This is a genomic window from Xanthomonas fragariae (genome assembly GCF_900183975.1).
Classification (GTDB): Bacteria; Pseudomonadota; Gammaproteobacteria; order Xanthomonadales; family Xanthomonadaceae; genus Xanthomonas; species Xanthomonas fragariae.
The window spans coordinates 593,871-607,338 of sequence record NZ_LT853882.1; the positions used below are offsets into that span (position 1 = coordinate 593,871).

The following is a 13,468-nucleotide window of genomic DNA, read 5'->3' on the forward strand; positions in this document are numbered from 1 at the left end:
CTGAGGAACCGTTGTACCTCGACTTCGCTGCGTCGACCCCGCCTGCGGATGAGGTCGTCGATGCGATGCTGCCTTGGCTGCGTCATGCCCATGCCAACCCACACTCCGAGCACTTCCACGGCCGCCGTACTGCGCTTGCCCTCGACGACGCTCGGGGGGCCGTGGCTGCTCTTATTGGTGGGCAGCCCGAAGGGGTCGTGTTCACCTCTGGCGCCACCGAGGCTAACAATCTGGCGTTGAAAGGCCTGCTCTCGGCAACCGGGGCGCGCAAACGTCTGTGGTTAGCGGATACAGAACACAAATCACTGCGAGAACCCGCGCGCCACCTCTCGCGTGCAGGCGTCACGGTCACACGGGTGGCGGTGCAGAGCACCGGACTCTTCGACGTTGCGGCGCTGATGGCAGCCTTAGACACCCCGGACTGCACTCCGGGATTGATCGCGGTGGGGCACGGCAATAATGAGGTCGGCACGCTTCAACCACTACCTGCATTGGCGGAGTGCGTTCATACCTATGGTCATCTGTTGCATGTCGACGCCAGCCAGTCAGCAGGACGCGTGCCGCTTGATGTCGAGGCGATCAACTGCGATCTGATGTGTTTGTCGAGCCACAAGCTCTATGGTCCTGCGGGCATCGGCGCCCTCTATGTGGCGCGCGACCTGCAGGAGCAACTAGAACCGCAGCTGCACGGTGGCGGGCAGGAAGGTGGCCTTAGGTCGGGCACCGTTCCCACTTTTCTCGCCGTCGGCTTTGGTACAGCGGCGACATTGGCCCGCAGACGCATAATTGAGGATGCCGAACATCAGCAGCGACTCGCCGCTGAATTTCTGGATACCTTGTCCGAGCAGGGCGTCGCCTTTCAACTGATTGGTCACCCCACGCAGCGTCTGCCAGGGCATTTAAGCCTGCGCTTCCCCGGCGTGGATGCTGAGGATCTCCTTGCTTTACTAGCGCCGGTACTGTCGGCCTCGACCGGCGCGGCATGCGCAGCCGGGGAGCTCCGTGCCTCTCACGTGCTGCGCGCCTTGGGCTTGGATGAAAGTGCTGCCAGTGAGGTGATCCGATTTACGTTTGGTCGATCCACGCGTGAAGAGGAACTCAGGCTGGCCGTAGAGCACACGGCAGCAGCCATTGGCCGCATTTACGAACGTAGTTGTTAGCCGTCGCCGTATCCGTGTGACCCGAGAAGCATGTATTTTTAGGCGAGATGCAGGACCCCCAGATCAGGAAAAAGGACGAACGTGGCAAACTTCTCGGTAGCGGCCAGGACGCTGATACATTTGGGTGCAGAACTCATCACTTCCGATGAGGTCGCCTTGAACGAGCTCATCAAAAACGCATTCGATGCTGAGTCCAAGCGGGTTCGTATCGAATTTCGCATCGGTTTACCACAGGCTGAGCTTGACCAACTTCTCGATCAAGCACGCTCGCACCCCTCCGGCGATGAGGATCTAAGCACCTTCGTCGACAACGTCGTCAAGCGCCTGTCCGCAGATCGCGAGGTTACGCCGCAGCATGTCGTAACCCCGATCGATTCATTGCAGGCCGCGGCAAGCTGGCCAGAAGTTGTAGCGTTGCTCGAGCGTATTAACACGATTACCGTCAGTGATCGCGGCAGCGGTATGAATGCACATGATCTGGAAAACGTGTTTCTGCAGATTGGCACGCCGTCACGCTACAACACGCAAACCAGCGAAGAACTTCAGCGCACGCTTCTTGGCAACAAGGGCATCGGTCGGCTGGCCATGATGCGACTGGGAGATAGAGCCACCGTCACATCCTGGACAGATCGAGAAAGCGCGCACCAGATCAACTTCGACTGGCGTGTCTTTGATAAGACTGACGAGATGCTCGAGCAGATACCTATCGATATCGTTCCAGCTGAGCCCAGTCATGACCATCCCACCGGCACAGTGATTGAGATTGCCGCCCTGCAATCGACATGGGATCGTGCACAAGTCGAGAAGCGCTTCGTCGATTCTTTCCTGCGCCGTCTGCAGAATCCGTTTCCCGACCTGACCAAGCAAGCTGTGTTTCCTATCGACGTACATTACAACGATGGGGGTCGTATCCCGATTGAAGGCATGAAGAAGGTCTTGAGCGAGCATGCTCAGGCTGACCTGGAGCTTGTGTTTACACCGGATGTGAAGGAGCCCAGCGACGTCGTGGTCATGACGACTCTTGTGGACCATCAGCGTGGCATCGACCCGCAGAAGGTTCTGCGAACGGCAGATGAGGTAATCCACAAATTGGAGGCTACGCCCGACGAGCTGCGCTCGATCGGTCCCTTCAAGGCGCGCATTCGGTGGTTCAACCGCGACACGCTGAGGGCGCAAACCGCTTTGCACGGCACTACGAAGGAGGCGAAGGCTGAACTAGACCTGTGGAGCGGCGGTGTTGCAATCTACCGTGACGGATTTCGGGTGGGCTTCTCCGGCCAGTCCTCAGGCGAGGACTGGCTGGCCATCGACAGCAGCGCGCTCAAGCGCGGCGGGTTCGCCGTCAATCGCATCCAGACTGTTGGTGCTGTCGAGATTAGTCGAATCGAGAACCCCAACCTGATTGACCGATCTAACCGCGAGGGCCTAATCGAGTCCCGGCAGACCCGCCTTGTGCGTAGCATTCTGTTTGACTACGCGATTGACGAGCTCCGGCGGCACATCACTCACGAAGGCGAAGAAGAAAAGCGCGGCCAGTTGAATGAGGTGACCAAATCCGCGCCGGAGACTATTCGCAATCGGATCAAGCAGGCCGAGCAGGGGTTAGCCGAGATCCGTGCGAGGGTTCCTGCGGATACCAAGAAGACAGTTGAGTCGATCGCCAAGCACTTGCACTTCATTAAGACCGAGACCAAACGCTTTGAGGAAGCGGCCAAGCAGGTGGGTGAGCGACGTGAAGACATTTTGGAACTAGCGGGCGTCGGCACGGTGATGTCGGGCGTCTTGCATGAACTGACGCGAACCACCGGTCATACCCGGCAGTTGCTGCAAAAATTGGCCAAGGACGAGTCGCCGTCGACCCGTGAGTTATTGATCAAACTCGATAACGAGATAAAGGCCATTAACACGCGCTTGCGGCAGCTCGATCCCTTGACGCCTTCAGGCCGTCACCGCAAGGAGCCCTTCGACCTAGCAGGGCTGCTGCAGACGATTCTGCGCGGCTACGAGGCGCGCTTTGAGCGGCACGAGATCAACGCGACGCTGATCACCTCCGGAGAGGACTCAATTAGTCCGTTTATGGTGAACATGGTGCGCGGCTTCGTCAGTCTGGCTGTGGAAAACTTGATCACTAACTCCGTGTACTGGCTGCAGCGCGGGTTAAAGGCTGGTGCAACGCGGCGAGAAATCCACCTGGAGCTTGATCCCGAGTCCAAGACCCTGTCGGTGTGGGATAACGGCCCTGGCATCACGTCGGCGGACAAGGACCGGGTGTTCACTGCGGGCTTCACCATGCGCCCGCGCGGGCAGGGCCTAGGGCTCTTTCTCGCGGCCGAGGTCGCGACCTATCATCAGGCCAAGTTGGTGCTCGACGGCGTCGACGACGATGGCCGCTACCGTGCCTTCGTACTGCAATTGCCCAAGGAATAGACATGGATGTGGCGGCTAAACTGAACGAGGCTCAGATCATACGGGTGGCGGTCATTGACGATGACCTGTCCGCCCGAATCACCCATGCGGACCTGCAGATCGCAGATGCCCATGTGGCTGCCTTATTGAATGACCTGACCGATCCCGACCGTGAAGAATACCTCGCGCTTCTGACTCGCGAGGGGCGCGTGCCCGACGAAATGGACGATCTCGTGGAACCCCTGGCTGAAGAAGCAATTCGTGTGCAAGCGCCTGAGCGCCTGCGCACCGCCGCCGAGGCCGTTCTGACAGCGCGTCGGGGACACGCCGCGCCAGTTCAACGGGTCATCGATCTGCTCAAGGAACTAGGGGTCGAGGCAGGCAACATCGATACATATTCGAGCCCCCAAATCCCGCACGACCAGCTCTACGATTTGATTATCGTGGACTACTTTCTGGTCGATGCCACGACAAATGCAACATTGCCGTTTATCCGCGAAGTGCGGGAAACCCATCAGGAGCTGGAGCGCCCCTTACAGGTCATCCTAATGTCCTCGCACGAGGAGCAGCTGAAGGCAGATTTCAAGACCATTCGCCCGGAGCTCAAGGTATCGAGCTCGCGCATGCGGATCATGGAAAAGCCTGCCACCGATACGCACCTAGTGGCATGGCGGGCGGCGCTGTGGCAATTGGCGAGCGACCGCGCGGATGTCACCAAGATGGAGCGCTTCATCAATGATGCGGGGACCGCGCTCGCCGCGGCCGCCAGTGCGACAGCCAGCAAGTTGTGGGAGTTGGACCTGCAGGCCATGGACCTGCTGCACGAGTTGGCGTCCAAGGACAACGACGATTACGTCCGTTACGTGGAAGACACGATCAGTCGGCGCTTGTTGTCCGATCTCGAAGCCGATGGCGGGATGCGCCCCGCGTTGCAGCAGTTAGATGCCAGCTTGCTCGATCATCGCGCCGCCAACCTGCTGTCACCTGTCGCCGAGGTCGGAGACTCGCGCGCGGCGATCCACGGCCTGATGCACAGCATGGAGTGGCGTGCCGGTGTAGTGGGCCTACCCCCGTACCCGGCGGGTGAGGGGCCTCTGGTGCAGGCGCACTGGATCCGCAAGCACCTTCGGTTCGGCATGGTGTTGCGTGACCCTGAAGGCACAGACTGGTTGAACCTGACCCAGGCTTGCGATCTGGCGCAGACGAAAGAGTCCGAGTTCAACAGCTCCACCGTCCTGTTCGTGCGTGGCCAACGCACGCTGCCGGCGGTCACGCTTGATGGCAATTACTACGTGCCGATGAGCGCCATGATGGCCAACTCAGAGAATCACGTATTGACGTGGAATCTACGCGACGTTCGTGCCGAGTCGATCTTGTCCTTCGGCGTCACTTACGGCGTTGGCTGGCAAATGGTCGGTGAAATGCGCCCGGATGTGGCGCAGAACATTGCGGCCCAGTATGGGGCACGTGCAGCCCGAGTGGGATTGCCAGTTACGCTGTCGGTCTGGCGGCTGGCTGGCGTTGCGACACTGCTCGCAGACCTGCGTGTAGCCGTGGCCGATGCGCCTGTGGACGGACTATCGCAGGTGGGACATGCCATTCAGCGGGCCAAGGCCAAGCAGCACGAACTTCACCTCGATCTATCGTCTGTAAACGATTTGCTTACCGCACATAGCGAAGCCCTCGATGCCAACGTGGTGCGGCTGTTGACCGGCCTTACCATTAAACCGCGGGGGAAAACCGACATAGGTGGTCGTATTGTCTGCGTGTACTGCACCGCTTCGCCAACAGCAGAAGAGGCGCTTCAGGCTTTGGACGCGGGATTTCTGCAAGATGTCAGGAACAATACAAAGTTCATCATCCTACTGTGGAGCGCTTCCTGAGCGCAGACATAGGAAAACGTTGCGGGCCAGACAAGCGCTGGGCATCCTGGTTGCTCTACGTAAGTTAGCAGGTTCACCCATGTGGTACTCCACATGCAATGGTGGTGCCCCTGGCCGGGATCGAACCGGCACTTGCCGCTTATCTGGCGCTGACGGGATATAAATCCGCTGCTCTACCAATTGAGCTACAGGGGCGTGATCGGTTGGATCACACCCGTATTCGGAAGTAGCAAGGATCGTAGAGTCTCAGCATGAAAAAAGGATAGCACGCTCACATCGCATTGCATCCTTAGCCAATGGATAAGACGCGGACGGACCGGTCTAGAATTTGGGGCATCTGCTACCAAATAGCGCATGTGACGAACAAAGGCCCCGGCATGCCGGGGCCTTTGTTTTTTGACTATTGGCTTTTTGATATTTTCTGCGCGATCACACTTGTTCCCGCCGCCACAAGATGTGGACTTTGAGGTGCGCATGTACGCTAATTTGCGCGCACGGCGGCCGTTCCCGTGTCGTGTACGAAGGATCGGGGAACTCCATGGATCGAGAGAATAACGATGAATAAGTTTTTAGTAGGCGCTTTAGCGCTCGGTGTGGTGATTGGGTTTTCGCTGCCGTTGAACAGCTGGGCGGCGAAAAAACATACTGGTACGCCGGCCTGGATGAATGCTGACGGTGAAGTGATAAAGTCGTCCGACGTCGAGGCTGGCTATGGCGAGACCGTCAAGGGAGCCAATGACTATGAGGGCGAAATCACCGGCAAGCCTGCACCGGGCAGTAAGTTTACCCAGCTGAAGATCGGCATGCCGATGAAGCAGGTCACCGATCTGATCGGGCAGCCGACTGACCAGGGTTCCTATGTCACCGGCAAAGCCTTCATCCCGTTCTTCTAGGGTGGAGATCGCTATCGCTATGAGATGGCCTGCAAAGGCTAGGGTCGTCTGGTGTTCGCCGGCAAATCTTCGCCGGCAAATCGATGGATACCAGCGGCAACCTGATCTGGATCATCCACAACAAGAACGATAGCGGCTACCGCGAATGGGTTTGAAACGCCCGGTTCTTCCGGGCGTTTTTTAGGTCTGCAGCTCTGTGCATGGCGCCGTTACGTGCGGCTATCGTTCACCGCATTCCGCAACGGCCTCCCTGATGCAGGGGGAGCGCTGCCCAGAGACGTGTCGTGCCTGTGGGCATTCGGCTGGATGCCGGCTCAGGAGTTGGTGCGTTGAAAATGATAATCGTATTGATAGCGCTTGGCGCTTGGTGCTGCTTGCTGTGCGGGTGCAGCGGCACGGCTTTGCGTTGGCGTTGCAAGGCGGTGTCATCGGCGGATTGCTGCTGACCGTGTTCGGGGCCTTCAAGTTGTACGGATTACTGGGCGCCGGCCTGGCGATGGGCATCAGCGTGGCGCTGATTGCCGGGCGCTCGATGCGGAACTGGACGATGTCACCGCGCCCGCATAATCGCGGTGGCTGGAATTGCCGGGCATCGCACAGGACGCGACCGTGGTGGGTGCCTTGCCCCGGTCGATTTCCGATCATCCACGTCGATGCCAGCGGCGGTCACGCCGGGACGGCCGAACGAATCGCGGAAAGCCGCTACGCCGATGACGCACCGTGACCGTGCCGTGGTTGCGGGCTGGCGGCGCCTGGCTGGTCGGCGGTTTGGCACTGCGTGTGCTGCATAGCGTTGGCCGCCAATCGTAACGACTGACTCCCATATGCGTCGCAGTACGGTTTGCCGCTGCGGCGCGAAGGTCCGACAATGGGCCTCCCCCCGTCGCCAAGGCAGTCGCATTGCCCGTCGTGTTCGACCGACCACAGTTCGCGCGCCCCGCGCTTGCGGCGGCGATGCGCGTGGGATCCATCGACAAGCCTGCGTCGTGGCGCAAGGCCGGCATTCAACGGCTGAGCCATGGCCTCTGCCAGCGCAGCGCTCAGACGTGGGCGTTCTCTGCATTAGCTGCGTCTCCGATCCCCATTGCCGATTCTCCATTCCCCCGACTTAACGAGCTAAGCCCATGTCCATTGTCCGCATGACCGACCTCGACCTGACCGGCAAGCGCGTGCTGATCCGCCAGGATCTCAACGTGCCGATCGACAACGGCCAGATCACCTCCGAGCAGCGCATCACCGCCTCGGTGCCCACCATCAAATTGGCGCTGGAAAAGGGCGCTGCGGTGATGGTCACCTCGCACTTGGGCCGCCCCAAGGAAGGCCGCTGGACCGAACAAGATTCGCTGGCGCCGGTGGCCGCGCGTCTGACCGCTCTGCTGGGCGTGGACGTGCCGTTGGTGCGCGACTGGGTCGATGGCGTGGAGGTCGCGCCGGGCCAGGTGGTGTTGCTGGAAAACTGCCGCATGAATGTCGGCGAGGGCAAGGACGACCAGACGCTGGCGCGCAAGTACGCCGCGCTGTGCGATGTGTTCGTCATGGATGCGTTTGGCACTGCGCATCGCGCGCAGGCGTCTACGCATGGCGTGATCGGTTTCGCTCCCGTTGCTGCGGGCGGCCCGCTGTTGATGGCCGAGCTTGACGCGCTGGCCAAGGCGCTGGACAACCCGGCCAAGCCGTTGCTGGCGATTGTGGCCGGCAGCAAGGTGTCGACCAAGCTGGAGCTGCTGTCCAACCTGGTCAACAAGGTCGACCAGCTCATCGTGGGCGGCGGCATCGCCAACACCTTCATCGCCGCCGCCGGGCATGACGTTGGCAAGTCCTTGAACGAGCCGGATTTGATTCCGACCGCCAACCAGATCGTCGCCGATGCCAGGACGCGCGGCGCAGAGATTCCGTTGCCCACCGATGTGGTCGTCGCCAAGCAGTTCCTGCCCGATGCCGACGCCAGCGTGAAGTCGCTCGCTGAAGTCGAGGCCGATGATCTGATTCTGGACATCGGGCCACAGACTGCCGCGCGCTATGCCGAGCTGATCGCCAAGGCCGGTACCGTGGTGTGGAACGGGCCGGTTGGTGTGTTCGAATTCGAGCCCTTCAGCCACGGCACCGAAACGCTGGCGCGTGCCATCGCCGGTTCCAAAGCGTTCTCGATTGCCGGCGGTGGCGACACCTTGGCTGCGGTAGACAAGTACGACATCGCCAACGACGTGACTTACATCTCCACCGGTGGCGGCGCGTTCCTCGAATTTCTGGAAGGCAAGACCCTGCCGGCCGTGGCTGCACTCCAGGCCCGCGGCAAGTGAGTGCAGCCACGCTGTTCTTCGATCTGGACGGCACCCTGGTCGATTCGGAGCCGGGCATCGTCGCCAGCATCGTGCATGCCTTCGACGAAGTGGGGCAGCCGCGTCCATCGGCGCAGACGCTGCGCGCGTGGATCGGCCCGCCACTGCGCGACAGCTTTAACGAATGCTTTCCGGATGATCCGGAACTGGTGCAGCGCGTGCTGGCGTCGTATCGCGGGCGTTACGACGCAGTGGGTTGGACCGAGCTCAGCGTGTTCGATGGCATCGATAATGTGATTGCAAGCCTGCATCGCGCTGGTCATCGCTTGGCGGTGGTTACGTCAAAGAACGAACGCTACGCGCGCCGCATCGTCGAGCATTTGCCGTTCGGGGCTTGCTTCGAAGAGGTGATCGGTGCCAGCGAAGACGGCGAGCGCCGCTTCAAGCCGGGGCTGATCGCCGAAGCATTGCGTCGTTTGAATATCGAAAAAACCGGCTGCGTGATGATCGGCGACCGTCGCATGGATATCGACGGTGCCAACCACCACGGCATCCACAGCATCGGCGTGTTGTGGGGCTTCGGCGACGAAGCCGAGTTGCGCGCCGCAGGCGCCGGCGCAATCGCGCACGAGCCCGCCGAATTGCGTGCATTGATCGACGCGTAAACAGTCTGTTCTTCACTGCCGCCGCGTTAGGGTTGCACCCGCATCGTCAGCCCGCAGCACGGGCGCGCTGCGCAAGCGTACGTACTGTCCCGCATTGTATTCACGACATGCCGGAATACGAGGGTGGCTATGCCGCAATGCCATTCTTGGGACGTAACGCGTGTGTTAAGTTCCGCGGCTTGTATAGGGGAGGCCATCATGAAAGAGCGTCAACGCCGCACCAAGATCCTCGCCACACTCGGACCGGCAACGGATCCGCCCGGTGTGCTGGACGCCTTGTTCAAGGCGGGCGTCAACGTGGTGCGCCTCAACTTCAGCCATGGCGACCCGTCCGGCCAGGCCAAGCGTGCCGCTGAAGTGCGTGCCGCCGCCGTGCGCGTCGGCGCCGAAGTCGGCATCCTGGCCGATCTGCCGGGGCCGAAGATCCGCATCGAACGCTTCGCCGAAGGCAAGATCAAGCTGCGCATGGGCGAGCGCTTCGACCTGGTCGCCGATGCCAACGCGCCGGCCGGCGACCAGCATCAGGTGGGCGTCAGCTACCTGGGCTTGCCGCAGGACGTGACCGCCGGCGACGTGCTGCTGCTCGACGATGGCCTGGTGCAGTTGCAGGTGACCGAAGTCCAGGGGCAGCGCATCGTCACCACCGTGCTCAACGATGGCGTGTTGTCCGACCGCAAGGGTTTGAACAAGCAGGGCGGCGGTCTGTCGCTGGGCGCGTTGACCGAGCGCGACAAGGAGCTGATCGGCATCGTCGCCAAGATCGGCGTGGACTTCATCGCAGTGTCGTTCTGCCGCAACGCCGAAGACATGAACGATGCGCGCCGCATCGCGCGCCAGCACGGCTGCGATGCCGCGCTGGTGTCCAAGATCGAGCGCACCGAAGCGATCGAGAACCTGGTCGAGATCGTCGAAGCCTCCGATGTGGTGATGGTTGCGCGTGGCGATCTGGGCGTGGAAATCGGCGACGCCGAATTGCCGGGATTGCAGAAGAAGATCATCCGCGAATCGCTGGCGCAGAACAAAGTGGTGATTACCGCCACGCAGATGCTGCAATCGATGGTGGAAAGCCCGATCCCGACCCGCGCCGAAGTGCTCGACGTGGCCAACGCCGTCATCGATGGTACCGATGCGGTGATGCTCTCGGCCGAAACCGCCGCCGGCGCCTACCCGGTGCGTGCGGTGGAAGCGATGGCGCGTATCTGTCTGGGTGCCGAGCGTCAGTTCGAATTCGATACCGATTTCCAAGCGGCGCAACGCAATCTGCAGCGCGCCGACCAGGCGATCGCGATGGCCACCATGTTCCTGTCCGAGCACATCGGTCTGGCCGGTGTCGTTGCGTTGACCGAGTCAGGCGGCACGCCGCGTTACCTGTCGCGTTTTCGCTCCAACATGCCGATCTACGCTTTCACCCGTCACGATGGCGCACGCCGCCACATGGCGATGATGCGTGGTGTGTTCCCGATCAGCTTCGACAGCCGCGGCCTGACCCCGCGCGAAGCCGCGCGTGCGGCGATCCGTCTGCTGGTGGAGAACGAGCGCATGGGACCCGGTGCACGCGTGGTGTTCACCAGCGGCGAGCACATGGAAACACACGGTGCCACCAACACGCTGCGTCTGCTGGAAGTGGGCGAAGACGGCCGCGCCAGCGGCTTGGGCGAGCTGTAACGTCTGGGCTGATCGCATTGTGCGTCGTCGTTTGATGCGTGACGTGAGTAAGCGGCGTTGTGTGCAAACACGGCGGCGGCCTGCGGGTCGCCGTTGTGCTGTGTGAGGTCTGGTGTGTTGCACAGTGCGCCTGCATGCAGCATGCAGCATGCAGCATGCAGCGTCGCGCCAAGGCGCCACGCCATCGGCATCATCTGATGAGCGTCCCACTCCAATCGCGCAAGCGGATCGCGATCGATAACAGCAGCTGCAACCCGCGCGCGTGTCGATAGCTGGTATCGAATCTTCATCGTTCCACGCCCTGACCGCCGTACATGCAAGCATCCACACCGTGCGCGTCGCTGCATTGTCTCAAGTGCCCTACTGCTAGCGGTAGCGTCAGCACTCACCCCGTTGGCGGCGCACGCACCGCGATGCGAGCCGCGCCGCATATCCTGTCGCGTAAAATCCGTGTAATCGGTTGCAGACATTCCGTGAAGAAATGTGTACGACGTTCGTCGCTATACTTTCGTTATCCCCCCGTAGCTGCCACAGGAACTACATGAGCATCGAACAGCTTGCCGAAACCGCCCAGGCCATGGTCGCCCCGGGCAAGGGCATCATCGCCATCGACGAATCGACCAGCACGATCGCCAAGCGTTTTGCCAGCGTCGGTATCGAGAACATCGAAGAAAACCGTCGCGCTTACCGCGAACTGCTGCTGACCACGCCCAAGCTGAGCCACTACATCTCCGGCGCCATTCTGTTCGATGAGACCATCCGTCAGAAGACCAAGGACGGCATGCCGTTCGCCGAGTACATGACCGCGCACGGCATCATCCCAGGCATCAAGGTCGACAAGGGCGCGCAGGCGCTGGCCGGTATGCCGGGCGAGCTGGTGACCGAAGGCCTGGACGGGCTACGGGCACGGCTTGAGGAGTACTACACGCTGGGCGCGCGTTTCGCCAAGTGGCGCGCGGTCATCAACATCGGCGAAGACATCCCGTCCGGCACCTGCATCGAGGCCAACTCGCATGCGCTGGCGCGCTACGCCGCGCTGTGTCAGGAGCAGGGCCTGGTGCCGATGGTCGAGCCGGAAGTGATCATGGACGGCGACCACGACATCGAGACCTGCTACGAAGTCACCGAAGCTACGCTGCGTTCGCTATTCGGCGCACTGTATGAGCAGAATGTCGTGCTCGAAGGCACCATCCTGAAGGCCTCGATGGTCATCTCGGGCAAGGGCTGCGAAGAGCAGGCAAGCGTCGAAGAAGTGGCCGAGTCCACCGTGATGTGCCTGAAGTCCACCGTGCCGGCGATCCTGCCGGGCATCGTGTTCCTGTCCGGCGGCCAGACCGACGAGCAATCCACCGCGCACCTCAACGAGATGCACCAGCTCGGCAATCTGCCGTGGCCGCTGAGCTTCTCTTATGGCCGCGCCATGCAGCAGGCCGCACTGAAGCTGTGGGCCAAGGACATGACCGGCAACTTCGCCAAGGCGCAGCAGATCATTTATGAGCGCGCCAAGGAAAACGGCCTGGCCGCGCTGGGCAAGTGGAAGGGCTGATCGTTTCGGCGGCCGCAAGGCCAGATCGCTTGTAAGACGCAAGATGCCGGCAGCAATGCCGGCGTTTTTGTTTGCATCGATAGAGCAGCATCCATGTGATGTCGAGTCGTGCATTTACTCATCACTTCCCTCGAACCGACATCAGGCACTGGCGCAACCCTTGATCAGGCGAGATGCAGATTCACGCATGCACTGAAGTCTTGAAGGAATGTCAGGGGTAGTGGATTGCGTTGAACAACACGCGCCTTGCCAAACGCAACGAGCGCCTCGCGGCGCTCATTACCTCAACACCCTGTGATCGCCTGCGTCGGGCAGTTGGCAGTTGGCAGTTGGCAGTTGCCGTTTGCTGAGCAGCCAAGGCTTGCTGATACGTTTTGTAGGTCGCCTCGTTGTAGGCCACCAACACGATGTGCTTGGGCACCTTGTGCGAGCGCTGCCAGTGGCGTGTTTCGGTCACGGCAATGCGCGCAGCCTGATACAGCGGGTAGCCGTAGATGCCGCAGCTGATCGCCGGAAACGCGATCGAATGCAGCATCATTTGCTCGGCCAATTTCAGCGATTGCCAATAGCAGTTGGCCAGTTGCTCCGGCTCGTTGTGCTTGCCGTCGCGCCATACCGGACCGACAGTATGAAATATATGGCGTGCCTTGAGATTGAAGCCGTCGGTGATGCGGACTTCGCCGGTGGGACAACGCATGCCCGGCCCAATTTGCGGCACTGCTTTGCAGGCTTCCAACAAGCGCGGGCCAGCAGCACGATGGATGGCGCCATCGACGCCTCCACCGCCCAGCAGTGATGCGTTGGCGGCGTTGACGATGACGTCAACATCGAGTTCGGTGATGTCGCCTTGCCGGACTTCGATTCTCATAGCGTGATAGTTATGGGGCTTGCATGATGGGCGCATGATGGGTCAGGCGCTTCGGAGCCTGCACGCTAGCGGCGATTCATCTGATCTGCTGAACCCTTCGGAC

General features: G+C 60.9%; 9 protein-coding genes, 1 tRNA gene and 1 pseudogene. 9 read left to right on the forward strand and 2 right to left on the reverse strand.

The annotated features are described in order from the left end of the window. The first annotated feature begins 11 nt into the window (after nt 1–11). The 3 genes from PD885_RS02680 (at nt 12) to PD885_RS02690 (ending at nt 5,449) form a co-directional block, all read left to right on the forward strand. On the forward strand, nt 12–1,160 hold the full coding sequence (locus PD885_RS02680; RefSeq protein WP_159087661.1) for a cysteine desulfurase family protein: 1,149 nt from the start codon (nt 12–14) through the stop codon (nt 1,158–1,160). 156 nt (nt 1,161–1,316) lie between these two features. Next, nucleotides 1,317–3,587 (forward strand): ATP-binding protein, encoded by a 2,271-nt coding sequence (locus PD885_RS02685; protein ID WP_197493700.1) that lies wholly within the window; start codon nt 1,317–1,319, stop codon nt 3,585–3,587. Between the two features lie 2 nt (nt 3,588–3,589). Next, nucleotides 3,590–5,449, forward strand: coding sequence for a hypothetical protein (locus PD885_RS02690; RefSeq protein WP_088056632.1), 1,860 nt, complete (start codon nt 3,590–3,592; stop codon nt 5,447–5,449). A gap of 102 nt (nt 5,450–5,551) precedes the next feature. Here PD885_RS02690 and PD885_RS02695 read toward each other — a convergent pair. Next, nucleotides 5,552–5,644: transfer RNA gene (locus tag PD885_RS02695), tRNA-Ile, on the reverse strand. 362 nt (nt 5,645–6,006) lie between these two features. Between PD885_RS02695 and PD885_RS02700 the strand changes: the two are divergent. The 6 genes and pseudogenes from PD885_RS02700 (at nt 6,007) to PD885_RS02725 (ending at nt 12,497) form a co-directional block, all read left to right on the forward strand. Beyond that, nucleotides 6,007–6,497 (forward strand): annotated as a pseudogene (locus tag PD885_RS02700) (hypothetical protein). Nucleotides 6,498–6,709: 212 nt separating this feature from the next. Beyond that, nucleotides 6,710–7,066 carry a DUF2339 domain-containing protein gene (locus PD885_RS22380; RefSeq protein ID WP_261340634.1) on the forward strand — a complete coding sequence of 119 codons (357 nt, stop codon included), beginning with the start codon at nt 6,710–6,712 and terminating at the stop codon, nt 7,064–7,066. Nucleotides 7,067–7,466: 400 nt separating this feature from the next. After that, a complete protein-coding gene (locus tag PD885_RS02710; RefSeq protein WP_002802546.1) occupies nt 7,467–8,642 on the forward strand; it encodes a phosphoglycerate kinase in 1,176 nt (391 codons plus the stop codon). Beyond that, nucleotides 8,639–9,286, forward strand: a complete 648-nt coding sequence (locus tag PD885_RS02715; RefSeq protein WP_002802548.1) for an HAD family hydrolase — start codon at nt 8,639–8,641, stop codon at nt 9,284–9,286. Before PD885_RS02710 ends, PD885_RS02715 begins: the two co-directional genes overlap by 4 nt. Before the next feature lie 198 nt (nt 9,287–9,484). After that, nucleotides 9,485–10,951 carry a pyruvate kinase gene (gene pyk, locus PD885_RS02720; protein ID WP_002802550.1) on the forward strand — a complete coding sequence of 489 codons (1,467 nt, stop codon included), beginning with the start codon at nt 9,485–9,487 and terminating at the stop codon, nt 10,949–10,951. A 541-nt stretch (nt 10,952–11,492) separates the two neighbouring features. Beyond that, the gene (locus PD885_RS02725; RefSeq protein WP_088056633.1) at nt 11,493–12,497 is read left to right on the forward strand and encodes a class I fructose-bisphosphate aldolase; all 1,005 of its coding nucleotides are present in this window, start codon (nt 11,493–11,495) and stop codon (nt 12,495–12,497) included. A 211-nt stretch (nt 12,498–12,708) separates the two neighbouring features. Here the strand turns inward: PD885_RS02725 and PD885_RS02730 are convergent, their stop codons facing one another. Further along, complete coding sequence (locus PD885_RS02730; protein ID WP_002802554.1) at nt 12,709–13,365, reverse strand: O-acetyl-ADP-ribose deacetylase; 657 nt, start codon at nt 13,363–13,365, stop codon at nt 12,709–12,711. Nucleotides 13,366–13,468: the final 103 nt, after the last annotated feature.